Genomic DNA, 26,131 nt, shown 5'->3' on the forward strand with positions numbered 1-26,131 from the left:
TGGCTGACTAAAGGGAGAAAGCCTGGGAGTGAATGGCCAGAGGTAGGTGGTGGGCAGTGCCCACCCTAATATAGATGGAGGGGAGGCACGGGGAGAGCCAGCCGCCTTGGCTACCCCCTGTTGGGCTGGGCAACCACCATTTGCCCCTACGGGGTACCTATTTCGATCCAGGGTTTTTGAAATTCGGATTTGTTATTACTCCCCCACCCTCCTCACCTCCTCACCCACCCATCCACCCTCCCACTCGCCACTTCCCCTTCGACTTCGCTCAGGGACCGCCACCCTCCTGCTCTCCTACGGCCTCACAATAAACGGATTATCAATCCGCGGTGCCCGCAGCTGCAGCACCAGCGCCTGATACACCGCCGCGCACACGTCGGCGCGACTGGCCACCCGGTTGGGGTGCAGCTGAGCGATGTCGGGCACGTTGACCACCAGGTTGAGCTGGGTAGCTTTGGCGATCGCATTTACCGCATAGTCAGGAATTTGGGCGCGATCGCGGTAAAGCCCCAGCAGCGCCAGGTTGCCGGGCGCATTTGGCAGCAGCGCCAGCCCCGAGATCAGCGCCACCCATACCTGAGCCCGCAGCAGGGGGTTTTCTGGCCCAAAGGTCTGGTCGGGGAAACCTGAGAGAAACCCGCCCCGGTAGGCGGTCTGAATAGCGCTGGCCCCCCAGTAGCTAGCAGGCACATCGCGAAAGGTCTGGGCCGGGCGACGGGGGGCGGGGGCAAAAGCGCGGTTGACCAGGGCGGCAAACTGGGCGCGGGTCATGGGCTGGGCCGGGTTAAAGCGGCCGGCATCATCGCCCTGCACCAGGCCCAGGCTCAGCAGACCCTGAATGAAATCTAGCGCCCAGTGGGTTTGAATATCGGGAAACGAGCCTTGGGGCATGGTAGGGGGTGGGGTAGCAACGGTATTGAGTCGAGGGGCTTTGTCCTGGGTCACCAGCCCCTGGTAGATCAGCACGGCCACTTCGGCGCGGGTCATGGTTTCTAGGGGGCGCAGCAGGGCCGGATCGGGGTAGTTGATTACCAATCCGGCCTGGGTGGCGCTGGCCAGAGCGTCGATCGCGTAGCTGGGAATTTGGGCGCGATCGCGGTAGACCCCCAGGGTGCTCGCGGGGGCAGGCGGCAGCTTTAGCCCTGTTGCCACGGCCACCATCGCCTGCACCCGCACCATGCCCTGGTCGGGGCGAAAGGTCTGGTCGGGGTAGCCGCCCAAAAAGCCCTGGCGCTGGGCCTGGTCGATGGCGCTGGCCGCCCAGTGGCTGGGGGGCACATCCACAAAGTTAACCGAGCCTCGCACCGGGGGATTGCTGTAGCTGGCGGCCACCAGGGCGGCAAACTGAGCCCGGTTAATCGGAGCTTCGGGGCGGTAGGTATTGTCGGGGTAGCCCTTAACCAGGCCGCGATCGGCCAGGGCCTCAATGTAGGCGGTGGCCCAGTGGTGGCCCAGATCGCGAAACCGGCTGCGGGTCAAAGGGGCGGGTGGCGGAGCCGGGAGCACATCAATTGAGGGAGCCAAGACTTCCTCTAGAATGCCGGGGGTATCGGGTGCTTCGCCAGAGGCCGGGCGATCGAGCAGCGGCGGCGGTACGGCGGCGGGGTCGGGCTGCTGGCTGGCTCCCAGGGTAACGGCCCCCACCAGCCCCTGAGGGATCACATCGTTGCCCAGCAGCAGCAGGCTTTGACGGCTGTCGTTGCGCAAGTCGCTCTGGCGGTTGTAGCGCAGAATGTTGCCCGCCGGATCGTCGGGCTGGCCCAGGTCGGGGCGGCCCGCATCTTGCACCACCAGGCCCGTTTGGTTTTGCCCCAGCCGAGTTTGCCGCAGCACCGGGCTGGCCGAGCCTGCCACCTGCACGCCAATCTGGTTGTTGGAGCTTTGGCAGCTGCGAATCAGCGGTGCTGCCGTTTGCCCGATGTAGATGCCGGTGCCGCAGCGCTCTACGGTGCAGTCCTGCACTTCGCCGCGAGCCTGGTCGACAAAGCTCAGGCCGCGATCGCCGCAGGTCTCCACGCGGGTGTTGCTCACCAGGGGCAGGGCCGTGCTGGCCACCTGTAGCCCCACCCCACACTGGCTCAGGCGGCAGGCTCTCACCAGAGGCGCACCGGAGTTAACCAAAATCCCAATTCCCTGCGGATTTTGCACCGTGACCCCGCGCAGCTGGCTCTGGCCCTGAATAATCAGCCCTACCGAGGCTCCCCCCGGCCCGGCCCCGCCTCCCGCAATCACAACTTCCTGGCCCTGGGTCACCTCCTGCCCGGCAATCATCACTCCGTCGGGCACCGTAATGGGAAATCGTTCCCCTGTAGCGGCGCTGTAGGTGCCGGGAGCCAGCTTGATTAGAGTGTCGCCTTGGGCCGAGCCCAGCGCCATCGTCAGGGTTTTGTGGGGTAGGTGAGGACGACCCGAGGGTTCGTCTACCCCACGACTCGGGTCAACATCGAGGGTCTTAGCGATGGTGTCCAACGGAAAAACGTCCTAACGACAGCACTAATGATGGCGGGTGGTTAAAAATGTCGCTATGCCAAAATACCGTTATGATCTAGCCAAGTTAAAAGGATAGGGCGAAAATTGTGATTGCGGTTGCCGTTAGCCTAAATCTAGTGATTGCGCTGTTTTGCTTTTACGTGGCCTGGCGGCTGTGGCGACTGAGCAAAACCCTGGGGGCCGTGGCCGATGCCCTGGTCAACTGGGAGCGCAACGGCCACAACATTCTCAATCCGGCGGTTATTCCCCCCGCGATTTTGCGCGGCCAGTCGGGGACGGCCTACCTGCGGCAGAGCTATAGCCTGCTTCAGTTTCAGCTGCTGCGCCTAGAGCAGGTAATGGGCGTAGTGGGCCTTTTGCCCATGGCCAATCGCTGGCTGAGAATGCGGGGCCGTCGCCCCAGCCCTAAGATTAGAGCGGCTCTTTCCAAAAGACGATAGGATTGCCCCAGCCCTCACCAGTAGAATGGTTGAGGCCATTGTCAGCTTGTCAGTAGATAGTGTGGCGATGGACAGGACGACGGATTGGCTACCCACAGGACAAAAAACACCATGAGCGACAAGCAATCTGGAGGGTTTATTGGCGGGCTGATGCTGGGGGCCGCCATGGGCGCAGTGGCTGGTCTGCTGGTTGCCCCCCGTACCGGGCGCGAAACCCGTCGCATTCTCAAAAAGTCTGCCGATGCCCTGCCTGAGCTGGTAGAAGATCTCTCGACCTCGGTGCACCTCCAGGCCGATCGCCTCTCAGAGACGGCCCTGGTCAACTGGGAGCACACCCTAACCCGGCTGCGGGAGGCGATCGCCGCCGGGCAAGAGGCCAGCCGCCAGGAGTACGAGCAGCTGAGTGCTACCCCCATAGCCACCAACGGCTCTGGGCAGGAGTAGGAGGCAGGAGTAGGAGCATTTGTTTTGGCCGACCCGCTGTTTTGGCTAGCCCTGTCGTTTTTGCTGGTCGTCATTAGCTTGACGGCGGTGCTCATGGTGGCTATCCCCGCCATGCGCGAGCTGGGTCGGGCTGCCCGCAGCGCCGAAAAGTTTTTTGACACCCTGGGCCGTGAGCTGCCCCCCACCCTGGAGGCCATTCGCCTCACCGGTTTAGAAATTGTGGAGCTGACCGATGACGTCACCGAAGGGGTGCAGAGCGCCGGCCAGGTCGCGCAGCAGGTAAACCAGAGCATTAGCACCGCCCAGCACGGGGCCAAGCGCCTGAATACGGGCACCAAGAGCCTGCTGACCGGAGCCAGAGCCGCCTGGCGAGCCTGGACTAACGATGCGCCGCCGCGATCGCAGAGCAAGCTCAACCGCCCAACCCCGCCCCCGCCGCGAGCTCAACCACCCGAGCAGCGCCGTCCCCGCCCAGAGGAGCCCCTAGCTCACCTTGACCCCGGTTTGGTTGAGGATAATGGCCAAACTGGCGATCGCACCCTGCCCGCCAGCGCCGCCCCGCCGCTAGACGAAACCCCGTTCAAAGCCGCTCCTGAGGCGCTTCCAGAGATATTGCCCAGGGCCGAAGTCCCCGAGGCTCCTCCCCGGCGATCGCCTTAAGCTCCATTAAAAGGCTAGCTCAGCGCACCAGACGGGCCAGCAGCTTCACCTCAAAGACCTGCTCAAAGTAGTCTTTTTTGTAGTTCAGGTTCCACAGTTCTGAGGCACAGTCATCGTTGGGGTGGGCGGGGATGACGTCCATATTCAGCACGTTGGCGTCGGTATCGAACTGGCAGGCAATGCCCTCGACCGCGCCAATGCCCCGGCGATCGAGGGCGACCGCCACCCGCAGCAGGGCGCTGAGGTGGGTAGCCGTTTGGCGGTGGTAGCGGGTGGGCAGGCTGCGGTAGTTGTCGTGCTTTTTCTTGGGGGCGCTCTTGCGGTGGTAGCGGGCAATGTTGGCAATCACCTCTAGCTCGGTTTCGGTGTAGCCCAGCAGTTCGCCATTGCGAATCAGGTAGTAGGAATGCTTGTGGTGCGACGAATGGCTGACGAAGTGACCGCAGTTGTGCAGAATGGCAGCGGCCCAGAGCAGCTCTTTTTCTAAATTGCCCCAGGTGTGCAGACTGCCTCGGGTCTGCTCAAACAAATCCATCGCAAACTGGGCCACGCGCTGGGAGCGATCGAGGTGCACCTTGTATTTTTTGGCGGTTTTGAGAATGTTGCGCTGCCGCACCGACTTCTGAAACTGCATGCGGTCTTCGATCAGACCGTGGGTGAGCATCCAGTCGACGACTACCCCTTCCCGCAGGGCGCGCTCGCAAATGGTGATGCGATCGGCATTCAGCAGCCCCATGGTCTCCTGTAAAATCACCGCCCCCGCCACGATGATCTCAGCTCGTCGGGGCGACATTTCCGGCATTTCTAGGCGCTCGGCGTAGGTGGCCTGGCGCAGGGTTTCGACCAGCCGCGAGACTTCTTCGTAGGTGATCTGGAAACCGTTGAGGGGGTCGGGCACCAGACCCAGGCGATCGCTAGCCACCAGAGCCGCCAGGCACTCGATCGTGCCCGATGTCCCCATCAGCTGAATCGGTTCATCGGGCTGGAGGTGAAACTTCAACCCGGTGGTATTGGGCTCGATCATGCCCCGCACGTAGGCCCGCAGGGTGCTAAATTCTGGCTCTGAAATCGGGTCGGTAGAGACAAATTGAGCGGTCAGCCGCACCGCGCCCACCTTGGTGCTGCTGAGAAAGCGGTGGGGCTCACCCGTGCCCAAAATCAGCTCGGTAGAGCCGCCGCCAATGTCGATAATGGCGTGGGGTTCGCCGTTGAACTCCACGCCCGAGAGCACGCCCAGGTAGATGCGGCGGGCTTCTTCGGTACCCGAGATCAGGTTGATGGCCAGGCCGACTTCGTTATAGACCCGCTCGATAAACGCCTGGCCGTTGCTGGCTTCGCGCACGGCGCTGGTGGCCACCGCCACAATGTCTTCGGCCTTGAGGCTGGTCGCGATCGCACAGCACCGTTTCAGTGCCCCAATCGCCCGCTCCATCGCCGCCTCCGACAGCCCGCCCGTTGCCTCGTTAAAGTCGCCCAGGCGCACGGTCTCTTTTTCGCGATCGACAATGGTGAAAGCGGGCAGGTCGGGCTGAATTTTGACCACCACCATGTGAATTGAGTTGGTGCCCACATCAATCGCGGCCAGCACGCGATCGCCGGTAATTTCTGGCGGGGCAAAGTTGGCAAAATCTGTCGCTAGGCTCGACTCGCGAATCGAGGTAGTACCGGTCATAGTGCGCCCATGCAGCTTCGTTTCAGATCTTACCTGCCTGATTGCAACCCATCAGGACGGTGGAAAAACTTTACTCAGAGTTTAGGTTGGGAGGGGAGTGGGTGGGTGTGGGTGAATGCAAAATTTTGCATTTTGCATTTTGAACTCCTCACCCTCCTCACCTCCCTCACCCTCCTCACTTCCCCCACCCCTTCCCCGCTAAACTCATGGAGACATCACGACGGGGAGATCATGGCCGTTGACTATGATGCGGTGATTTTGGGCGGCACGGTGCAGGGGCGCGAGGCGGCGGCGCTGGCAGCGAGAGAGGGGGCGCGGGTGGCGCTGGTCGAGCCGCTGGGGTCGGTAGATGGGTGCATTCGTCGTCAGATTTTGCTCACGACGATGGCGGCGGCAGTCCCAGAGACCGAGTGGCATGGTTTGAAGCATCAGGTTAGGGCGTTAGAGGCGGTGGCCTACCCTCAGCTTGGCCTCGATCGCCTGGCGACCGGTGGCGTAGATGTAGTGCTGGAGCCGGGGCAGTTTAGCCCTCGGCCCCGGCTGGCGGTGACGACTTTGAACCGACGGCTCACGTCGCGCGGCTACCTGCTGGCCCCCGGCACTGAGGTCACTGTGCCCGATATTCCGGGTCTGGCGGAGACTCCGCACCTCACCTTAGATAGCCTGCTGGAGCTGGAGACGCTGCCGAAAAGCGCGATCGTGCTGGGGCGCAGCGGGGCGGCGATCGCCCTGGCCCAGGCCCTGGCGCGGCTTGGTACCCACACGACTTTGGTTAGCCGGGGGAGCACCCTACTACCTACCGAAGACGCCGACCTGTCTGCCTTCATCGAGGTTCTGCTAGAGGCGGCGGGGGTTGTCCTGAAGCTGGGCAGTCAGATCGAAACCATTCGCCACAAAGACAGCGTCGAACTCTTGCTCAGCGACGGCGGCGCGATCGCCGCTCAGGCCCTAATTCTTGCTACTGCACCCCACCCGCTTTTAGCAGGCCTCAATTTGGCCAGCATTGGCATTCGGCTCCGCACGGTTCACGGCACCACTACGGCCCTGCCGGTGGACGATCGCCTGGCGACGGCCCACCCCCGCGTGTTTGCCTGCGGCCCTGCGATCGGCGGCTACTGGGCCGAAACTACCGACCACCAAGACGTGGCGATCGCCCTGCGCAACCTGCTCTACCTGCCGTGGCGCAAGCTATCCCTTCGCGATCGGCCCGCTCTGCTGCACACCACGCCCGAGTACGCCCGCCTGGGCCTGAGTGCCACCCAGGCCCGTCGCTGGTACGGCAGCGAGGTCACGGTGCTGCAAGTACCCTTTGGCCAGCTGCTCAAAGCCCACCAGGGCGATGACATCACCGGCTTTTGCCGCTGGGTGGTGCGGACCAATGGGCAGCTGGTGGGCGCTCAAATTTGCGGCCCTGGGGCCAGCGAACTCATTCACACCCTGGCCCTGGCTATGCAGCAGGGCACTGCGCTCCCCCAGCTTGAGCGCCTGCCCACGCTGCCCCACAGCCTGGCGGCCATTCTGCCCTTAATGGTGAGCACCTGGCAGCAGCAGCGCTGGCACCCCGGTACCTGGCGGCGCGACTGGGCCGAGAACTGGTTTAACTGGCGGCGATCGCGGTGAGGCAACTAGCGCAGGCTTTCGCAGGCCACGCCGTCGCTGTCGCCATCCAGGCGGTGGGGGTCGCCGGGGGAGGCGTTGAGCACAGCCTGGGCCTGTTCCCAGGTGGCAAAGTCACCGCAGTCGCAGTCACTGGAGGTGCAGGCGGGCAAGCGACTGGGAGCCGCCGCGGGTGGCGGGGCCGCGGGCGGCGATGTCACCGTCGGTGTTTGAGGAGGGGGGGAACCCGGCGATGCCGCACCCCGGCGAAAGTCCCAGGGCAGGGTGGGGTTGGGCTGACTCCAGAAATTGAGGCGGGCGGCGCGGGCGGCGGCTTCGGCCTGCCGGTAGTCGGTGGCGGTGGCTGCACAGCCATCCAGATACTGCTCATACACGACAGCGTAGCCCTCGCGCACCAGCTGCAGGCCTACAGACTGGCCACCGCTGTAGATTTCGGCCACGGTGCGATCGTAGCGATCGCGCTCAATCGCCCGCACCTCCACTGGCCGCCCGGTCGAAAGCAGCTGTCGCAGCCGCAGCGAAGCCTCGGGGCCAAAGGCTTGGCTGCTTTCGGGCGCATCCACACAGGCCAGGCGAATGGTGAGCGGGCCGCCCTGCCCCTGCACCCGCAGCGTATCGCCATCGCCCACCGAGACCACGGTGGCGGTGGGCAGCGTTTTAGCGGCAGCGGTCGGGGCGGCGTAGGCCTGGTTGGCGTCGTCCACCTCAGACGACGCACCGATCGCCCCAAGCTCAGGCAGGGCCGAGCAGCCTGAGGCCAAAATTAGCAGCCCCAGCGCCTTTATGCCTTGAGCAAGGGGTACTAACGGTCGAGGGGCATGGGGTTGGGGCATAGTCAGGTCAGCCTATCGCTTGTGTCACAGAAAATGTTATCCAGTATACCAAGAGGTTTATCGCTGTCGGATTAAACGAGCGATCGCAGAGCAGTCTGCGCCAGGGTACAGCCATCTGTTTCTGCCAACTGGCCACTCGATCAGGGCGGCGACAAAATTCTTCACAACGTATGCGATCGTCGCTGTAACTCACTTGAAGAACTTGCCCTGGAAATCGTCGTCCTATCGACCTCGATCGGGGAACGGCTATGGCTATTTGGCGTTGCTGAATAAAGGTATGAATTAAAACAGCAATGTCTCTCGTCGGGGAAAATGGCTGTTTGCCCCGACCCAAACCTATGCTTCAATTCAGCGATGCCGGCTGTTTTTATCGTTAGGAGTGCCGTGCTCACGGCCTGATTGACTGACAAAACTTTTGAAACCCTTATCCTGCTGTAGGTTGGGTTAGCGTCAGCGAAACCCAACAAAACCGTTGCTGGTGTTGGGTTTTCTCCTGTGGAGACGCTTTGCGAACGCTCCGCTCAACGCCAACCTACACTAGAACTTTTGTCAGTCAATCAGGTTCACGGCATAGGTGATTTGTGCAGCGCTAGGTTTAAAAGCTGGAGTCAATATCTTCAGGCAGGAAGAGGTTAAAGGGAAAAAATTGCGATACGTTGGCCTCAATAGGCGTAGAGCTGAGGTAGCACAGATATGCAGGGTATTCGTCTAATCTCAGCCGCGCTGGGTCACCTCGACGAGCTTCAGGGGTCCGTTAAAGAGAAGCTTTCTGACCTGCTGGGGCTAGATGAAGATCCGATCGGCATCATGTCCTACCGCGGCTATGGCACCCCCGATCATCTGCACCTTAGGGGACGCGTGCTGCAGGATCAGGGCATCAAGCTCCGCGAGGAAAACGCCTCCGTTTGGAAAAACATCCGCAATATGTATCGGCGTTTTGAGTCAGACGAGGTTGAAGGAGCGCGTCTGCGAGCGTATTTTGGCAACGCTGAGCAAGAGGTTGTCGCTGACGATGAGGGGTATTTCAACGTTGAATTTAAACTCTCTGATCGACCTGTTGAAGCCGTTCAGAAAAATAGTCAGCTTTGGCAACCCATCGCCTTAGAATTGCTCGAACCGCTGCCGCAGCATTCAGAACCCATTAAAGTAAATAGCGAAATTATGGTGGTATCGGAGCGCGCCCAGTTTGGCGTGATCAGCGATATTGACGACACCATCATGCACACAGCGGCCACCGATCTGCTCAAAATGATCCGCATTGCCTATCTTGGCAACGAACGCACTCGCCGCCCGTTTCCTGGGGTAGCAGAGTTTTATCGAGCCCTTCAGCAGGGGCAGCCTGGCGGTGCCAACAGAAACCCTATTTTCTATGTCTCCAGCAGCGCCTGGAATATGTATGATCTGTTTGAAAAGTTCATGGATTTCAACCACATCCCCTGTGGCTCAATTTTGCTTAGAGATATCGAGTTGTCGCCCGCCAACCTGCTGTCTTTTGACCATACCAGCCACAAAGTAGAGCAAATTACGCCAATCCTAAATTCTCTTGATCCCCTGCCGTTTATTTTGATTGGCGACAGCGGCCAAAAAGACGCCTGGATTTATCAACGGCTGCTTCAAGACTATCCCGATCGCATTCTGGCTATCTATATTCGCAACGTCACCCCCAACGACGCCAAGCGACAGCACGATTTAGACATAATCGCCCAGCAGGTCAGGGCCGCGGGCTGTGAATTCGTCGTGTTTCCCGAAACCCAGGTGGCCATAGAGCACGCGATCGCCCACCACTGGATTAGTGAGCAAGCGGCTTCAGATTAGGGTTTGAAAGGCTTAATTGTGGGGAGCTACAGGGGCGCAAAGCGCTCGGGCCTCGCGCTTTGGTGTTACCTCAGCGATGCCGCTTTACTCAAACTGCTTGGTCGCGGCGTTCCAGCTCAGCAGTTCGTAGCCCCCGGCTCGGTGCACCAGTAGCGCGATCGCGCCGTCGGCTGGATTAGTGAGCGCTACCAGCGACTGAGGCGCAAACAAATCGCTGTATACCACCTGATTGTCTGCGTTCAAAATCACAGTTTTGGGGGCCGAGCCGTTCACCGTCAGCCGCCACTGGGCCAGCTGAGCCAGGGCGGCGTCATCCCAGGTCAGCACCCGCTCGGGCTGGCCGTCGCCCGTCAGGTCGAGACTGTGCTGGGCCAGATTGGTCAGCGCCCCGGCAAACTCCGTCGGCAGCGGCTGATTGCCAAAGAGCACCGTGCTCACGGGTGTTGCGATCGCCTCCGCATCGGGTCTTTGCCGCTGGCTGGCATCGAGCCAGGTCAGCGCCCCCTGAGAAAATACCAGCGGCGGCAGCACAGAATCGGTGACTGCCGGGCCGGTGGCCAGCAGGGTGGTACTGCCGTTGGCCAGAGTCAGCCCCCGCACGGTGAGGGGGCTGGGCACCCCGGTGGTAGGGGTAACCCAGCGCAGCACCTGCGGCGAAGCCTGGGCAGCGGGGCGAACCGCTGCCCAGACCGCGGCGGGGTCAGCCGCGGCGGGCGTAGCAAAACCCTGCCGCCAGGCTTGATTTTGGCGAACGGTCTGCAGCTCCACGGCATACCACTGCCCCAAAGCAGGATCGAGGGTCTGACCCGGCGCGGCGTAGCCGGTTTGGGGCGGAGAAATGGGTCTGGCCTGACCCATAATGGCCTCCAGCGGGGCAATTGCGATCGTCCCGGTCGCCGCTGTTTGAGCAGGCGCGATCGCCCCCTGGCCCGAGTTCTGACGGGCGGCCTCAGCGTTTCGGCTGGCCACGGTTTGGGCGCTCGCCAGCGCGGTCAGCAGTCGACTGAGCCGCTGGCGAGTAGCGGCGGGCACCGGCTGACGAGTCAGCCAGTCCTGGGTTGCACCATCTAGACTGGTGGGCTGGTTTTGCTGGGCTTTGAGGGCCAGGCCGCCCCACACATAGACCGCTGGTTCGGGGTTAGGTCGCGCCGCCGCCGCGCTAATGCGGTTCCACATGCGGCCGCGATCGGTGGCCAGTCGGTTAATTAAAGTCGGCAGCTGGTCGGGGTTCGTTTCCAGCTGGGTCAGGGCCGCCTCCCAGCGGCCATCAATCAGCAGGGCCAGCATCTGCTGGGTCGGCGTTGACCAGTCTTGGTCGGCCTGCTGTTGCGTAATGGTGGCATGGCGCTTAGCCAGCCTGAGCTGAGCCTCTGCGGCAGGAGTCCAGCCTTCGGCCAGGGCGGCTTTGAGATGGTTTAGAGAGGTTGCGGCCAGGCCCCAAAGACCGCTGCGGGCCAGGCGCAGCGCCTGCTGGTAGGCCCCAGCCTGAGCCGCAGCATCTACAGGCACCCGCACCCACGACACCAGCTGCAGGCGCGGTGTCGCCCCCGCCATCACCTGCCATCCCCGCAGCGCTGTCTCCAGCCCCACAGTCTCGTCAATCATCAAATCGCTGGGGCCATCTCCATCCAGGTCGGCCCACTGGGGAGGGCGGTTGACCGGGCTGCTCCAGGGCTTGAGCAGCACCAGCCGCTGATTTTGAGGGTCGTAGTGCAGCAGGTGCCCGTAGCGCAGGGTCAGCCCCTGCTGCGGCCAGGTGCCCTCCAGGGTCAGCCACAGGCCGTCGGTCGCCACGGGCGGAGCGGGTAGCGGCACTACTCGGGTCAGGGCAAACGTAGACGGCGCAGCGGCGGGAGCCTGGGAATTGTTGAGCCAGGGGGCCAGCACCAGGTCTTTTGAAAGGGGGGGAATGGGGAGGGTTGCGATCGCCCTCAGCTCGCCATCGCGGTCCTTGCCCTCTAGCAGCGTGAGCGAGGCAATGGCCCCTGAGGCATTTTCTAGTATGGGCACCAGCAGCATGCCGCTGCCGTCAGACTTGGGTTCGCCCAGCGGCAGCGGTTCGCCCAGGCGCTGCTGGGCCGCCTCGGCCTGCTGCCGCAGATCCTCCAGGCTGGTCGCTGGGGGCAGGGCCACCTGCTGCGATCGCTGAAACTGCGCCAAAACCTCAGGCAGCGCCTCCGGGTCAAGCATCAGCCGCAGCCCCAGCCGAAAGCTCAGCCCCAGCAGCGCCAGCCCCGCCCCAAAGCTGCCCAGGGCCAGCAGCAGCACCAGCCCACGCCCCAGCCGCCGGGGACGCGCCCCCACCCACACCTGTACGGAGCCAGCAGCGCTAGAGTTTTTAGGGCGAAATGGAGAGCGAAGGGTCATGGGCGCGGTGCCAATTTCACCTGCAACTGTATCTCAAGATAGGGCGATCGGACTTCTCGAATCGCTTTCTTGCCTAATTCTTGATGCTCTTTAGCCCCAGAGACCCGAACCAGCTCTCTGGGGCTAAAACGTTGGCTTGCGGGTTAGAGCGGGAAAGCTGACATAGCCGCCTGTGCATATATCTCACCCCGTAGCCATGATGTTTTTACTCAAGCGCTTAGCTTCTAGCAAAATTCGCACGCGCATTTTTGTTGGGTACCTTGGCGGGGCGATCGCGCTGGTTGGCATAGGCACAACAATGTACTTCGCCATCGGGCAAATTCGCACCAGGCTGTTGTCGGTCAGCGCCTCGCAGCAGCAGCTGTCCCGCGCCCAGCAGATTATGTGGTTAGACGAAGTGCTAACTCAGTCGATGCGCAACTACGTATTGACCCAGGACAGCCAGTGGCAGGAGCGCTACGACGCCAATTTCGCCCCCCTGGAAAACCTGATCATAGCCGCCCAGGCCAACGCGGTCGATCCCGAAATTCAGGCTCTTTTTGATCAGCAAAAGGGGCTTAACGACAAACTGGCTGAGCTTGAAACAGACGTTGTGAATCTGCTGGAGCTGGGGCAGCCCGAACAGGCCCTGGCCCTGCTGGATGGACCTGAGTACCAGCGCACAAAAACCGCTTATAGCGATACGCTTGAGAGTTTTCTCAACGATTCTCAAAACGGGCTGGTGGCCCTCGAAAGTGAGCTGGGCAGCACCGTAGATTTTGCCTCCCGGCTGGCGTTTTACATTCTGGCAGGCAGCATCTTAATTGGTCTGGGTGTGGTCAGCCTGGCCTACTACCTGGCGGGTCGGATTACGAAGCCGATTGTCACCACGGCGGCGATCGCCCAAAAAGTAGCCGCAGGCAATTTGTCGGCCAACATTCCGGTTGGTCGAGAGGATGAAATTGGCCAAATGCTAACGGCCTTGCAGGTCATGACCACGCGCCTGTCCAGCATTATCAAAGACGAGCAGCAGTCGGCCAAACGCATGCTGGAGATGTCTGACTGCTTAAGCGGGGCGGCGCAGGGGCTGTCGTTGGGCAATTCAAAGCAGGCGGCCAGCGTGGTTCAGACCACCGCCGCCATTCAGGAACTAAACGCCATCATCAATCACAACGCCAGGCAGGCCGACTACACCTATCAATCGGCCATTCAGTCGGTCGCCCAAGTTGACGAAGGCGAAAGGGCGGTCGCCGAAACGGTGCAGGTCATTCAAGACATCATCGCCAAAATCAACGTCATCGAAGATATTGCTGAGCAGACCAACATGCTGGCCCTCAACGCCACCATGGAGGCCGCCCGAGCCGGCGAAGCGGGCAAAGGGTTTGCCGTCGTTGCTAAGGAAGTGCGCAAGTTAGCTGAGCACAGCCGCATCGCCGCTGAGGAAATTACCGCTCTGGCCGATCGCAGCATGGTGGTCAGCAAACGCACTGGCGACCTGTTTCAGCAAATTGTCCCCAGCATTCAGGAGACTTCAGAGCTGATTGCCGAAATTACCCGATCGAGCCTGGAGCAAAACAACGGCATTGCCCAGATCAACACCGCCATGGTGCAGCTTGACGAGGTGACCCAGCACAACGCCGCCGCCGCCGCCCAGGTCGCCGCCTCTAGCCACGAGATTGCCGCCCAGGCCGAGCAGCTGCAGCAGTCCATGGCCTACTTTAAGCTTGAGACTGCGTCCCAGCAACCCTAGGTCAACCAGCCTGAGTTGGACAACAGGTAGAGTGGCGAAAGCAAGGCTGAGCTTGACTTTGAAGGTGCGGTTGATGGCGCGGGTAGGGGCAAGCGATTGTTTGTCCCGGCGGGATGTCTTGTTTAGGCTGCTCTGATCTGGAGGCAGACTTGTTCGAACGTTTTCCCCTGTGAGGCGGCGGCGGGCAGCACCTGGTCCGCCACCGCCACCGCCTGACCATCAACCCAGGCCTGCTCTAGCGCTGGGCCGTGCAGGTGCAGGTTGACTCGCCCGTAAGGAAATGGGTAGTCGCCCTGCGATCGCCAGGTGAGCGTTAGGGTCTGCCCCTGCTGGCTCAGGTGCCAGTGGTCTAGGCGCGAGTCGCCGTAGCCCTCGCCCGCATCGCTGTAGAGCCGATACTGGCTTTCCCCTTGGGAACCCAGCGCTGGGGGGTAAAGATGCAGGGTGAGGTCTTCCCCTTCGCTCAGGGGCAAAATGCTGCCAGCTCTGACCAGCAGCGGAATTTGCTCCAGCGGGGCGGGCAGCTCGACGGTTTGCCCGCCCGTCCAGTGGGTGTCATCCCAGCAGCTGTACCAGTTACCGGGGGGGAGATCACAGGGGCGCGATCGCAGTCCTTGAGCCAGCACCGGGCACACCAGCAGCGCATCCCCCAGGCAAAAGGCGTCTGCTCGGTTCCACAGGGTTTCATCTTTGGGGTCGAGCCAGAACAGCGGTCGCACCGGGGGATAGCCGCGATCGCTCGCTTCCCAAGCCAGGGTGTAGAGGTAGGGCATGAGCTGGTCGCGCAGCCGTAGAAAGCGGCGCATAAGGCTCAGGTAGGGCTCGCCGTAGGTCCAGGGGGCGCGGTGCCCCACGCTAATGGCGCTGTGGGTACGGTAAAACACCGTAAAGGTCGCCATCTGAAACCAGCGCAGGTACAGCTCTCCGCCGGGGTTGCCCAAAAAACCGCCAATATCTGAGCCGCAAAAGGCAACCCCCGACAGGCCCAGGCCCAGAATAGTGGCCACGGTCTGGCGCAGCGCCTCCCAGGTCGAAACGATATCGCCCGTCCAGGTCCAGGCGTAGCGCTGCATTCCGGCCCAGCCCGATCGCGTTACCACAAAGGGCCGAGTAGCTGGCCGATAGCGCTGCAGGCTCTCAAAGGCGGCGCGGGTTTCCAGCATGCCGTAGACGTTGTGGGCCTCGCGGTGGTCGCCGCCGCGCCCCTCCAGACAGTGCCGGGTAGACAGGGGCAGGGTAGGGTCGCCCCAGGCGGCAAAGGCGGCGGGTTCGTTCATGTCGTGCCAAAACCCGGTCACCCCCACCTGCAGCAGGTAGGCAAACTGCCGACTCCACCAGTCGCGCACCACCGGGTTGGTAAAGTCGGGAAACACCGATCGCCCCGGCCAGACGGGGGCCACCACCAGGTCGCCGCTGGCGTAGGTGCAAAAGGCGTTCAGAATTTGCCCTTCTAGAAACAGATTGCTGTGGCGGTTGTGCTGAATGCCGGGGTTATTGATGGCAATCACCCGCACCCCGGCGGCGGCCAGCTCAGCGGTGAACTGCCGAAAGTCGGGGAACCGCTGGGGATCGAGGGTAAAAGCGCGGTGGTTGACCTGGCAGTCGATGTCGAGGTGAATGGCGCTCAGGGGCAGGTCTTCGGCCTGAAAGGTCTGCACCTCCTGGCGAAGGTTGGCCTCGGTGCGGTAGCCCCAGTGCGACTGCTGATAGCCCAGCGCCCAGCGCGGCGGCAGCGGCGATCGCCCGGTCAGCGCGGTGTAGCGTTCCATGAGCAGTGGCGGTGCCCCCACAGCCAGGTAGTAGCGCAGGGCACCGCCCTCAAAAGTGGCCGTGGCGCGAGGTTCAGCCGCACTATTCGACAGGGTTAGCTCGCCCCGAAAGGTGTTTTCATAAAAGGCCAGGTAGCTGCCCCCCCGATGCAGGCCCATATACACCGGAATGCTGATGTACATCGGGTCGGTGCCGGGCTGGTAGATGTTGCCGGGGTCGTAGTTCCAGAACTGGTAGGTTTTGGGCTGCTCTGGGGTGACGGGGGCGCGCAGGTTAAAGGCGGCGGCCCGTTCGCCCAGCCCGTACAGGCATTCTTCATCGCGCAGAAGGGCGGTGTGCTGCCAGCTTTCCCCCAGGCGCTGGGGGGGCTGCTCTTGGCGAATCTGGCCGGTGCGATCGCCGATCGCAATGCCGCCATCCCACCCCACCGCGATCGTCAGATCTGAGCTAGAGATCCGCCAGCCCTCGGCCTGCTCCGCCAGGTCAACAGCGACGGGGGGCCAGTCGCGATCGGTCAGGGCGTATGGTACTGGCAGACGGCCCGGCTGCCAGGTGACGCGAACAAAATCTGGGGTTAGAAACGCTAGCTCCAGGCTGGCCTGCTCAAATTCGAACTGGGCACCGCGATCGGTGGGGGTGGCCTGGATTCCTTTGCCGACGGAGGCTGGCGCAGCAGTGGTGGTGGGCTGGTAGGGGCGATCGCGGCGATCGCGCTGCCACGAGTACCAGATGGCGTAGGGAGAGTACCGCAAAAACCACAGGGCCTGTAGCACAAACTTCAGCCCCAGCCAGAGTTGTTTGAGTGCAGCCCGCATGCGCTTAGTCCTTCCATTAGCTCTCGACAGATATAGCGGTGGCTATACCTTGGTGACAGGCTAGTCGGTGGCTGGAGTAGAGACGTCGCCTAAAGGCGCGAGACATTTATCCGTCAGGGGAGAGAATTCACAACCTGCTCGCGCCCTTCTGCCCATAGCTAGATGGAGGCACAGCCCCGGCTGCGGTTGAATAGGGCAAACATTTTTCTTTACCCTGAGCTAACTCGTGCCTCTTTCTCCCTATCGGGTCGTCAATAGACTGCTGGCTGCTCGCGGAATGCAACCCCAGTACGTGATTGGGCTAGACTCGGCCACCCAAGAGCTGGAGGCGATCGCGCGCTACCTCACAGGCAAAGACCTGCCCGCTGGCGGTCCAGTCCCCCGATTCGCGGCGCAGCTGGCCGATGCCCTGGGCTGTCTGCCCGATCGGTGGCGCGCTTCCATCGTTACTACTTTGGGCTGGCTCGATGCGTCGGCACCCAAAGTGCTGGAGCGGGTGCAGGCCGAAACCCTGGCAGAATGGGCCGTTAACCTGTATCCCCAGCGGCAATATCCGGCGGTCATGATCGGCTCATCAAACGGGGCGGCCAGTCATTTGTGCGCAGCCCTAGGGATGCCCTGGCTGCCCCAAACCCTGCTGGTCTGTACCCGCCACTCGGGCGACAAAGACGACCCCAAGCAGGTGATGGAGTGGGCCAAAGACCGGGTGCAGCGGCTGCTGGACAAAAATCCAGACCTGTCGGTTTACCAGATGCACGACCCCAACCAGGACCGCCTCAAGGTGGGGCGGGTGGCCTACTTTCGGCTCAAGCGCAGGCGGTTGGGAGCGACCTACCGACAGTTTTTAAAGCAAAATCTGATGCCGGGGGGCACCCTGTTTCTGGTGGAGTGCAACTACAGCTGGCCCGCGACTCAGGTCAGCGATCGCCATTTTTTTCAGGTCGGCGGCAAGGGCGGCATTCACCGCGCCGAATACATCGAGGGCAGCCCCAGGGTGGCCGATTTTTTGCGGCGGCAGGGGTCTGAGCATCGCCACTGGCACAGCCCCCCTGCCAATGGCGACTGGCCCGAGGCTGAGTGGGGATTTGAACCCGCCCTGCGCGACGATGTCATGGCCTTTGCCGAAGAGCACGGCCTCAATGTACAGCGCATCGTGTTCGACGATCCGCAGGCGCTCAGCCCGCTGGTGGCAGACCTCTATCGCTGGTGGTACGACCAGCGGGGCATACCCAGCGATCGCCTGCTGGTCGAGTCGTTTACCTACCTGCAGCCCTGGTGGAGTTTGCGCCTGGGCCTGGTGCCCTACTGGACGGTATTTAACGACCAAACCTCCCTCGATTTGCTGCGGCGCGATCTCAAAGCCAGCCGGCCCTACAACGATATTTTTCTCACCCTGTTTTCCAACGGGCTCAACTCCCTGGGTATCGCCTCCATCGACCAGTGGCGATCGCAAATTCTCGCTCTGGCTCAGCGGCGGGGCCAGTTTTTAGGAGTGAATGAGCGCCGCTATCCGCGCGACAATGCCTCGATCATTCGCCACTACCTCGACTTGAAGCAGCTGCCGGGGAAAAATCCTCTGCCGGAACCGCTGACCCTGCACCAGCTGGAGATGTTTTTGGCTGAGCGGGGCGATCGCTACGCCGTTGATTGGCTGCCTTAGTACCGCCGCGCGGAGTTCAAAATGCAAAGTTCAAAATGACAGCTCGGTCAGGGTTTCAAGTTTCCTGAAAAGTAGGCTTATTTCTGCTTTGGCGGCCCTAACCGACACAACCACCGACTAAAACCGCGACTCATACTCAACCGTGAAAATGTTGTCTCCGGCAAAGTTAGTGGTGCCTCTGGCCCGAATCTGGTCGGTCAGCTGGTACGACAACCCATACTGAGGCGGTTTGCTGTTGTTGAGAATTTCCAACACGTCCACACTGGCGTCTTCGCCCAGGGCAAAGGAGGCCTCGACCCCAATGCCAATGCCCACGGTGCTTTCGGTGGCCGTGTCGGTGGTCGGAAAGATGCTGAACGTTCGCAGGCCAACGGCATCGGCAATGCGATCGCCAAAGGTAGCGATCGACCCTGCCCCCACAAACCCGGCCAGCTGCGTTAAAGATGCGCCATAGACATTGGTGACCACGCTGCTGCCCAGCAGGGCGAGCAGATCTTCCTGGCTGCGGGAGGGGCGACTGGTCAGCGTCAGCAGCTCGCCCGCCTGACCGGGGGTGGCGCTATCCTGCAGGTCGCTGACGTAGCCATAGGCGGTGGCAAAAACCGAGACAAACTCCACTTCGCCAAAGGCCGCAATGCCCGATGGATCGGTAATTTCGGCGCTGTTAAACGGGTTTAGCTCGGTGATTTGGGCCACGTCAGTATCCTGTACCCTGGCCCGCATCTGTACGTCTAAGAATGGATCAAGCCCGTCTTCGGGGAAAAACGTGGCGGTATTTTCGGCATCCTGCACCAGGCGAAACTGGGTCGAGAACAGGTTAATCCAGCCGCGATCGAGGGTGATCACCCCGCTGGGCCGCAGGTCGGTCAGCGTACCGTTGACCTCAAGACTGCCCGTAGCGGTGATGTAGTAAAAAGGCTGCCCCACAATCGCCAGATCATTGCTCAGGTTCAGGTTCAGGCCGCTCAGCCTGACCCGGCTCAAGGGACCATCCAGACTGGCCTCATCTACCTCTGGCAGGTCAAACCCGTCGATCTCAGCTCGGTACTCCTCCACATACTCAGGCAGTGGTTCTGCGACCAGCAGCTCTGCCTCCTCGTCTTCCGGCACCTCTAGATCGGCCTCTGCTACAGAGTCAAACCGCCCCAGCAGGTCGTTAGCTCTCAGCACGCCATCGCCCACCTGCACCGCCCCGGTAACAATCGGGTTCAGCAACGATCCGCCCACCAAGAGGCTACCGTCCAGCTCCGCTTCCACAAAACCTTCGTAGTCAACCTCGACCTGGTTGAGGGCAACAGCCAGCCCCTCTGCCGCAGGCGCTTGCTTCGTCGCCGTCAGAGCGGTAGTAGGTGCCCCAACGGGCAAGCGCCCCGTCACCACAATCTCGCCGCCGCCGTAGTTGGCCTGTAGCTGCTCAACCAGCACCTGCTCAAGGTTGAAGCGAATGCGTCCGGTCAGGTCAGTTACCGGCTCTGAAAGTTCCGTACTGACCAGCGTGCCATTCTGAAACTCGGCCTGTCCCGCCACTGCCGGATCGTCTAGAGTACCGCCAATTTGCAGGCTAACCTGGCCCTGCCCACCCTGCCAGCCCAGCCGCTCGTCGGTGACTACATTCAGCAGCTCCAGGCCCTCGTCCTCTAGATTCACCAGCACGCTAATTTGCTCGCTCTCCGGCTCAACGTCCATAAACGGCAGGGCGTAAGGAATCTCTCCCTCAACGGTGACTTCGGCTGGGGCAGCCACCACAGCCGCCCCGTCAAAGCTCAGTCGGGCGTTGTTGTAGGCAAAGTCAAAGGCTACCGACTCCAGGGGTTGTTCGTTTAGGCTGGGATTGACCACTGCCAGCTCTCCGACGGCGGTTGGGTTCGCCAAGCTGCCGTCGAGGGTAGCCGTCAGCGCCAGGTCGCCGTCGGCCTCCACTGGAATATCGACAAACAGCTCCGCCAGCTCCACCGGCACCCCGCTCGCCTCTAGCTGACCGCTGAGATTTTGCGGGCTGCCGTCGCCCACAAAGCTAAGGCGCGTGTCGTCGGCCTCAAACAGCAGCGGGTCGATGGCGAAGCTGCCCTGGTCGTAGCTGGCCGCCAGGGTAAAGCGGTTGCACAGGTCGCCCGATTCACCCGCCGCGTCGAGGGGTTCGCCAAACTCAATCGTTTCGACCACGGCACTCGGCTCTTCTGCGCCCGCTGCCCCCGCCAAGTCGCAGGTAATCAGGTTGCCCCAGGTCCAGTTTTGGCCCTGAATATCGGCCTCAGCCTCAAGGGCTTCAGCGGAGAAACCATCGCCCTGCAGGGTGACGGTACCGCTAAACGTCCCCCGCAGGTCGGCCAGGGCGGGTAGGGCCAGCTCGGTGTCGTCGGTCTGCTCTTCGTAGCGGACCAAAAACAGGGCAAAGGCCTCCAGCTGCTCCAGAAAAGGAGCCGGAGGTAAGCTGGCGTCATTTAAGTCGAGCACCTCGGCCCCAAACCCGGTGTCGGCCTCGCGGGGCAGGCCGATGTCGGCAAAGGTTTCCCAGTTGAGAGTGGCCAGCAGGTCCTGAAAATTGCCCGATACGATGTCGATCTGAGCGTAGTACTCGGGGGTGGGGGTGCCCAGATCGTCTAGCCACCCGCTGATCAGGTAGCGGCTGTCGTCAAAGACCAGGGCGGCATTGGCCAGCTCGACGCGGCCATCGTCGTAGGTAAACTGGGCCTCTAAGCTCTCGGCGACCAGGGTATCGAGAGCGGGGTTGAGAATGCTGGCGGTGCCCTGTACCGAGAGGTTGTCTAAGTCGCTCAGGTCAGCGGTGATAGTGCCGTTGAGGGTGCCGCCCAGGGGGCCGAGATTGGCGACGGGGGCGACTCCAAAGGCATCAATGGGGACGTTTTCGACGGTGGCGGTGAGCTGCTGGTTGACTACCCGGCCCACGGCAACGGTGTCGCCCAGGCGAATGTCGAACTGGCTGGGCCGCAAATCCTCATCCAGGGTGGCGAGAATCTGGTCTTGCCCGCCCCGCAGCGCGATCGTGCCCCCTTCGGCCAGAGCAATATTCACTGGCCCCGACAGCTGAGACTCAAAGGCTGTAGTATCTAGGGCCAGGTCGTTCACCTGGGCATTGCCGACCAGGCGCAGGTTGGTGAGCGGGCCGCGCAGCTGGCCGTCAAAGCTGAGCAAACCCGACGGGTCGAGGCGATCGCGCACCGCTGCTGGCGCTAGCTGAGCCAGGCGACTGAGCCGATAGCGATTCACCTGCACATCTAAATCGACCGGGCCAATCGGGTTGGCCTCGCCAAAGTTGGTTGCCACAAACCCGCTGGCTGAAACCCCAGGGGCCGAAAACCGCTCCACCTGAATGCCGTTGCCCGCCCAGCGAAAGGCAGTCGTCCAGTCGCCCGGCTCCAGAAGAGAGGGGGCACCGGGGGAGGTGGTGAGCCGGGCATTGGCGATCTGGGCCGTGCCGCTAGCCTGTAGCGCGGCCAGCGATAGATTGTCCAGGCGGCCAGCGGCGGTCAGGTCGGCGGTCAGCAGCCCCTGCACCCGGTCGGTGAACCGATTCACCGGCAGATCGGTGGTGTTGATCTGGGCCGTCCAGGTGCCGCGATCGAGGCGGGCGGTAGCGATCGCGTCCACGGTGCCCTGCTCGACCTGGAACCGGGCGTTGTCAACTACCAGGGTGTTGTTGCGGTAGGTCAGCTCGCCGCTGCCGGGGTAGGTGGCCTGGGGCAGCCGAAACTGCAGCGTCGCCAGCGGGTTTTCGAATGTGCCCTGGATATTGCCCTCGGCCAGAACCGAGCCCAGGACCGCCTGGTTGGGCAGCGACAGCCCATACTTGCTGGCCAGAGCATCTCCCGGCAGGTCGGCCTGGAGGTCAACGTCAAAGGCGGGGCTGCCCTCGGCGTCTAAATCGACCTGGCCCGTTCCGGTAACAAAGCCCCCCTCGACGGGCACCAGTCGCAGGGTTTGCAGGTCGACCTGCTGGGGCGTGGCGGTAAAGCTGGCGGTCAGGGTTTCGAGGGTGACCTCGTCGAGCTGTACCAGGCCCTGGTTTTGCAGCTGTCCGGCCAGCTGGGGCTGGTCAATGTCGCCGGTCAGGGTGCCGTCAAAGCCAAACTCGCCCGCCGCTGCAATGGGGAGATCGACCTCCAGCAGGTCGGTCACGGTGGCGATCGCCACCGCCGGAATCTCAACCGCCAGGTCGTAGCCTTCGTCCAGGTCGAGCGTGCCAGCGGCGGTCAGGGGAATTTCATTGCCCAATTGCAGCTGCGCCCTGTCTACCATCACCTGCTCGCCCCGAAAGCGCAGCGCCGCGTCGATATCGGTAATGGGGGCGGGCAGCTGGGCCACCAGCACCTCGCCGTTGCGCAGGCGGGCGGTGCCCCGAGCCTCGGTGAGAAAGCTCTCGGATTGCGATCGCAGCTCCAGCGTCAAATTGCTGTCCAGGGTGCCGCCGACAATGCCGACCGACGGCGGCAGAAACAGGTTAAACCCTTCAGTGGGCAAATTGTTGGACTGCAGGGCGATATTGTAGGCCCGCTCCGGCAGCAGCCATTCCCCATCGACGGCAAACTCGCCCTCGTCAATGCGGCCACTGGCCTCAAATAAAATCTCCTGCAGGTCTTGCTCGGCGGGGCTGATAAACTCAGCGCTGGCGTTCAGGTCGGTGATTAAAATGGCCTTGGCCTCGACCACCGCCTGGTCGCGGGACAAATCTCTAAACACAGAGGCGCGCCCGTCCCGAGCCCGGATCTCTACCAGCTCTAGCTCGATGGGGCCACGGGTTTTGTCTTCTTCCGGGTCGGGCAGGGTGAGGTCAACCCAGCGGCCATCCGCCGCCTGCACCAGGGCAATATCGGGTTCAATGAAGGTCAGGCTGTAGCGCAGGGTGCGGCTAAACAGCAGGTCGGGCCAGCTAAAGGTAACATCGACCGCCTCCGCCGTTGCCCCGGTGGCCACCGCCTCGGTGGGAGGCAGCCGGGATGGCCCCAGGCGCACCCCGTTCCAGGTCAGCCGCTCAAAATTGCCCAGCTCAAAGGGTCGATCGAGGCTTTCTTCCAGGGCGGACTCGACCCAGGGAATCAGGCGATCGTTCAGCAACTCATCGCCCCAGACCAGTACCGCCGCGCTGCCTATCAGGGCTAGCCCCCCCAGGCCTGCACCGACCTTGAGCAGAACCGGCAAAATCTGGCGCTGGCGCGGATCCGGGTTCGGGGGCGGACTGCTGGGCTGAGTCATAGAAATCCTCAATCTGAGGGCTGATGGGGATAGGCCCTGGCCGAAAGTCATATAGACCCTACAGAGGATTAGCGCTGTAAGCAAGCCCCCCTAGGGGGACTTGACGCCTCGGAGTCTCTGTGGCGCGTCCTTATGGATTTCTTAGCGGTGTGGCTTAGCCTTTAGACTGCTAAGGAGTTGATGCACACCCTTTCGTTTCCCTGAGGTAAGTCATGAGCAACTACACTCCCACAGAGCTGCAAACCCTGGTCAAAGCCCCAATGATGACCGGGCTTTCGGTGGCCATGGTCGATATGGGCATTGTGTCTACGGCGATCGAGGCAGCGGCCATGTCAAAGCAAATTGCCGGGGCCGCCGAAAAGTACCCCACCAACTCCGTGATTCAGGCGGCTTTTTCAGAGGCCACCCTCAAGAGTCGCGACCTCAAGCTTGATAAGCCCGATATCAAGCCCGAAGACGTCAAGTCTGGGGCCATGATCGATCAGGCGATCGCAGACATCAATGCCGCCCTGGCCGTGGTGGCGGGCAAAGCCAGCGATGCCGAGGTGGCCGAGTATAAGCAGTTCATCTACGACTGTGGTACCGCCGTGGCCGAAGCCGCTGGCGAAGGGCTATTTGGGACGGGCAGCAACAAAGTCAGCGCATCGGAAGCCGCCGCCCTGGCCAAGTTCAAAGCAGCCCTGGGAATTTAGGCTAGCTGTAGGGCCTGGAACGCTGCGGTGCATGGGCTTCGACTGCGCTCAGCCGCCGGCCTGCGCTCAGCCACCGGCCTGCGCTCGGTCAGCATAGAATCAGGGACGCTTACGTTTGATTACTATTCTGTAAAGGATAATGGCTGCTTACGAAAGCTTTATGTTTCTGTGCCACGGTCGAGATTAGGGTCTCAACCTAGACCGTGGCAATTCCCCGGCTCGTGTCATCGTTTGCTTACAAATTTGCCTGTGAAGGAGAGTGTTATGAGTTTTACCCGCTGGTTGCGGCGACTAGCGCCCCTGATGGTCTGTCTGGTGTTGCTGGTCACCGCCTGTTCGTCCGGCCCCTCCAAGTACGACCAGGTGCAAAAAGACACCACTGGTTTTGGTTCCCCGGCAGCGGTCGATAAAAAAGCCGAAAAGGGCGGTACCTTCAACGCCTTCTTTCCCGACGAGCAGGACGGCTATAAGGTGATTCCCTATCAGGAGAAGAAGGGCTTCGCCGAGTACAAGCTCGAACAGGACGGCAAGACCCTGGCCATGCTCACCATCAGCGATACCACCAGTATTCCGGGCTCGGCTGAGAAGTACAGCGCCGCCACCGAAGCCGTTAGCGGCTTTCCAGCGGTAGACCAGGGCACTACCGCCACTGGGGTACTGGTGAATGACCGCTACCAGGTCAAGGTGCTCTCCCGCGACCCTGCCTTTACTAGAGAAGACCGGGTGGCCTGGCTACAAAAGTTTGACCTTGAAGGGTTAGCTCAGCTCAAAGGGGCGATTAACCCTGTTACCAAACCCACGGTGGCCCTGCCCGAAGCCCCCACCGCCGCCCGCCCTAAGGATGGCTTTAAGCTGCCCAGGGTGAAGCTACCGCGCCTCGATCCCACTCTGCAACCCGCCTCCTAGCGAGTCGGCACAGCAGCAATGACGGCAACAGCAGATCCTAGGGCAGACATAAGGAGTAAATTGTGAGCAAAAAAATCTACGAAATTGTGGACAAGCTCCCCACCGGGGGCCTGACCGTGCGGGCGCTTAAAACCCTCGATACCTTTGTCCCTGGCCAGTGGAATAACCTGGTGGGCTTTGACAACACGATCAAAACCGTGACCGGCGAAACCGACGAGGCGATGGTGCAGGCGATCGGCGAACGCGCGATCGCCCTTTTTAACGACAAAAAGCAGGGCTACCAGAGCGCCCTCTGGCTCTACCACACCGTCGATTCGGCCTCGGGCTTGCTGGGGGCGGCGGCGCTGGCCAACCGCATCGGCCAGGATACCTTTTTGGGCTTTCTTAAAAACCTTTCCCCCAAGCCCGAAAAAGCTCAGACTATCGACCTGGCCGTTAAGCTAGTGACCGAAGTGGTGGCCTTCTGCAAAATCAGCGGCATCCCCGGCGACAGCCTGGGCGACTTTCTCGCCGCCCTGGGCGACTACAGCAGTGAGTCGCTGGTGCGGATGGCGGCGCTGGTCAGCTTCGACGGCATCATTCCCCTGGGGGCCGACTTTTCGAGCAAGGCACTTAGTGCTATCAAGGGCATGGGGCCGAGCGATCTCGACGACAACCAGACCTTTAAGGGGGTCAAGGCCGAAATTCCGGGCGGTAACGACAAGGCCAAACTCTCTTTCATCACCGAGAGCTTTGAGTCGACCAAGGGCTGGATGGATCGCTTTGTCAGCGACCACAACGTTACCCAGAGCAAACTGGTCGATAACCTGGGCGGCTTTATCGAAGGCTCTAAGAGCAAGCTCGACTACCTGGGCGCGTTTCTCGACATGTCGGTGAAGTACTACGAGCACACCGGCACCCAAACCCTGGCCCGCCGCCTGATCGAGCGTGCCGTCGCCGAGATTTAGCCCTGCCTGTGGTTTGCCCCGGCGATTGACCACAGCAATGCATTAGCCCATAGGCCCGGTTGA

General features: G+C 61.8%; 16 protein-coding genes. 10 read left to right on the plus strand and 6 right to left on the minus strand.

What is annotated here, in order from left to right; genetic code table 11:
* Positions 1–294: 294 nt before the first annotated feature.
* Positions 295–2,469: an S-layer homology domain-containing protein gene (locus tag ACQ4N7_RS11170; RefSeq protein WP_430711682.1), complete on the minus strand. Its 2,175-nt coding sequence runs from the start codon at positions 2,467–2,469 to the stop codon at positions 295–297.
* 107 nt (positions 2,470–2,576) lie between these two features.
* Between ACQ4N7_RS11170 and ACQ4N7_RS11175 the strand changes: the two genes are divergently transcribed.
* The 3 genes from ACQ4N7_RS11175 to ACQ4N7_RS11185 all read left to right on the plus strand — a co-directional run bounded on the left by ACQ4N7_RS11175 (position 2,577) and on the right by ACQ4N7_RS11185 (position 4,034).
* Positions 2,577–2,930, plus strand: a complete 354-nt coding sequence (locus ACQ4N7_RS11175; RefSeq protein ID WP_430711683.1) for a hypothetical protein — start codon at positions 2,577–2,579, stop codon at positions 2,928–2,930.
* Positions 2,931–3,041: 111 nt separating this feature from the next.
* Entirely contained in the window at positions 3,042–3,374 is a 333-nt protein-coding gene (locus tag ACQ4N7_RS11180; protein ID WP_194054785.1) for a YtxH domain-containing protein, read from the plus strand.
* A gap of 24 nt (positions 3,375–3,398) precedes the next feature.
* Positions 3,399–4,034, plus strand: a complete 636-nt coding sequence (locus tag ACQ4N7_RS11185; RefSeq protein ID WP_430711684.1) for a DUF948 domain-containing protein — start codon at positions 3,399–3,401, stop codon at positions 4,032–4,034.
* Positions 4,035–4,053: 19 nt separating this feature from the next.
* Here ACQ4N7_RS11185 and ACQ4N7_RS11190 read toward each other — a convergent pair whose 3' ends face one another.
* A complete protein-coding gene (locus ACQ4N7_RS11190) occupies positions 4,054–5,706 on the minus strand; it encodes an HD domain-containing protein (protein ID WP_430711685.1) in 1,653 nt (550 codons plus the stop codon).
* A 231-nt stretch (positions 5,707–5,937) separates the two neighbouring features.
* Between ACQ4N7_RS11190 and ACQ4N7_RS11195 the strand changes: the two genes are divergently transcribed.
* Complete coding sequence (locus tag ACQ4N7_RS11195; RefSeq protein WP_430711686.1) at positions 5,938–7,326, plus strand: FAD-dependent oxidoreductase; 1,389 nt, start codon at positions 5,938–5,940, stop codon at positions 7,324–7,326.
* A 5-nt stretch (positions 7,327–7,331) separates the two neighbouring features.
* Here the strand turns inward: ACQ4N7_RS11195 and ACQ4N7_RS11200 are convergent, their stop codons facing one another.
* Positions 7,332–8,156: a thermonuclease family protein gene (locus ACQ4N7_RS11200; RefSeq protein WP_430711687.1), complete on the minus strand. Its 825-nt coding sequence runs from the start codon at positions 8,154–8,156 to the stop codon at positions 7,332–7,334.
* Between the two features lie 693 nt (positions 8,157–8,849).
* Between ACQ4N7_RS11200 and ACQ4N7_RS11205 the strand changes: the two genes are divergently transcribed.
* Positions 8,850–9,971: an App1 family protein gene (locus tag ACQ4N7_RS11205; protein WP_430711688.1), complete on the plus strand. Its 1,122-nt coding sequence runs from the start codon at positions 8,850–8,852 to the stop codon at positions 9,969–9,971.
* 84 nt (positions 9,972–10,055) lie between these two features.
* Here the strand turns inward: ACQ4N7_RS11205 and ACQ4N7_RS11210 are convergent, their stop codons facing one another.
* Entirely contained in the window at positions 10,056–12,338 is a 2,283-nt protein-coding gene (locus ACQ4N7_RS11210) for a hypothetical protein (protein ID WP_430711689.1), read from the minus strand.
* 199 nt (positions 12,339–12,537) lie between these two features.
* Here ACQ4N7_RS11210 and ACQ4N7_RS11215 point away from each other — a divergent pair, with 199 nt between their 5' ends.
* Entirely contained in the window at positions 12,538–14,067 is a 1,530-nt protein-coding gene (locus tag ACQ4N7_RS11215; RefSeq protein WP_430711690.1) for a methyl-accepting chemotaxis protein, read from the plus strand.
* A gap of 122 nt (positions 14,068–14,189) precedes the next feature.
* Here ACQ4N7_RS11215 and ACQ4N7_RS11220 read toward each other — a convergent pair whose 3' ends face one another.
* Positions 14,190–16,652 (minus strand): TIM-barrel domain-containing protein, encoded by a 2,463-nt coding sequence (locus ACQ4N7_RS11220; RefSeq protein ID WP_430711691.1) that lies wholly within the window; start codon positions 16,650–16,652, stop codon positions 14,190–14,192.
* 226 nt (positions 16,653–16,878) lie between these two features.
* On the opposite strand from ACQ4N7_RS11220, the gene ACQ4N7_RS11225 reads away from it, so the two are divergent.
* Complete coding sequence (locus tag ACQ4N7_RS11225) at positions 16,879–18,312, plus strand: hypothetical protein (protein ID WP_430711692.1); 1,434 nt, start codon at positions 16,879–16,881, stop codon at positions 18,310–18,312.
* A gap of 117 nt (positions 18,313–18,429) precedes the next feature.
* Here ACQ4N7_RS11225 and ACQ4N7_RS11230 read toward each other — a convergent pair whose 3' ends face one another.
* Positions 18,430–23,523, minus strand: a complete 5,094-nt coding sequence (locus ACQ4N7_RS11230; RefSeq protein ID WP_430711693.1) for a translocation/assembly module TamB domain-containing protein — start codon at positions 23,521–23,523, stop codon at positions 18,430–18,432.
* Positions 23,524–23,735: 212 nt separating this feature from the next.
* Here ACQ4N7_RS11230 and ACQ4N7_RS11235 point away from each other — a divergent pair, with 212 nt between their 5' ends.
* From ACQ4N7_RS11235 to ACQ4N7_RS11245, 3 genes are all read left to right on the plus strand, one after another.
* Positions 23,736–24,215 carry a hypothetical protein gene (locus ACQ4N7_RS11235; protein WP_430711694.1) on the plus strand — a complete coding sequence of 160 codons (480 nt, stop codon included), beginning with the start codon at positions 23,736–23,738 and terminating at the stop codon, positions 24,213–24,215.
* Between the two features lie 264 nt (positions 24,216–24,479).
* Entirely contained in the window at positions 24,480–25,121 is a 642-nt protein-coding gene (locus ACQ4N7_RS11240; RefSeq protein WP_430711695.1) for a hypothetical protein, read from the plus strand.
* Positions 25,122–25,183: 62 nt separating this feature from the next.
* On the plus strand, positions 25,184–26,068 hold the full coding sequence (locus ACQ4N7_RS11245) for a hypothetical protein (protein ID WP_430711696.1): 885 nt from the start codon (positions 25,184–25,186) through the stop codon (positions 26,066–26,068).
* The last annotated feature ends 63 nt before the right edge of the window (positions 26,069–26,131 follow it).

This window comes from Nodosilinea sp. AN01ver1 (assembly GCF_050565655.1).
GTDB lineage: Bacteria > Cyanobacteriota > Cyanobacteriia > Phormidesmidales > Phormidesmidaceae > Nodosilinea.

Bases quoted from the DNA above. Each gene is read 5' to 3' on its own strand.
- ACQ4N7_RS11180 (WP_194054785.1), top strand. From the start codon at position 3,042: ATGAGCGACAAGCAATCTGGAGGGTTTATTGGCGGGCTGATGCTGGGG.
- ACQ4N7_RS11190 (WP_430711685.1), bottom strand. From the start codon at position 5,706: ATGACCGGTACTACCTCGATTCGCGAGTCGAGCCTAGCGACAGATTTT.
- ACQ4N7_RS11195 (WP_430711686.1), top strand. From the start codon at position 5,938: ATGGCCGTTGACTATGATGCGGTGATTTTGGGCGGCACGGTGCAGGGG.
- ACQ4N7_RS11200 (WP_430711687.1), bottom strand. From the start codon at position 8,156: ATGCCCCAACCCCATGCCCCTCGACCGTTAGTACCCCTTGCTCAAGGC.
- ACQ4N7_RS11205 (WP_430711688.1), top strand. From the start codon at position 8,850: ATGCAGGGTATTCGTCTAATCTCAGCCGCGCTGGGTCACCTCGACGAG.
- ACQ4N7_RS11210 (WP_430711689.1), bottom strand. From the start codon at position 12,338: ATGACCCTTCGCTCTCCATTTCGCCCTAAAAACTCTAGCGCTGCTGGC.
- ACQ4N7_RS11215 (WP_430711690.1), top strand. From the start codon at position 12,538: ATGTTTTTACTCAAGCGCTTAGCTTCTAGCAAAATTCGCACGCGCATT.
- ACQ4N7_RS11220 (WP_430711691.1), bottom strand. From the start codon at position 16,652: ATGCGGGCTGCACTCAAACAACTCTGGCTGGGGCTGAAGTTTGTGCTA.
- ACQ4N7_RS11230 (WP_430711693.1), bottom strand. From the start codon at position 23,523: ATGACTCAGCCCAGCAGTCCGCCCCCGAACCCGGATCCGCGCCAGCGC.
- ACQ4N7_RS11235 (WP_430711694.1), top strand. From the start codon at position 23,736: ATGAGCAACTACACTCCCACAGAGCTGCAAACCCTGGTCAAAGCCCCA.
- ACQ4N7_RS11240 (WP_430711695.1), top strand. From the start codon at position 24,480: ATGAGTTTTACCCGCTGGTTGCGGCGACTAGCGCCCCTGATGGTCTGT.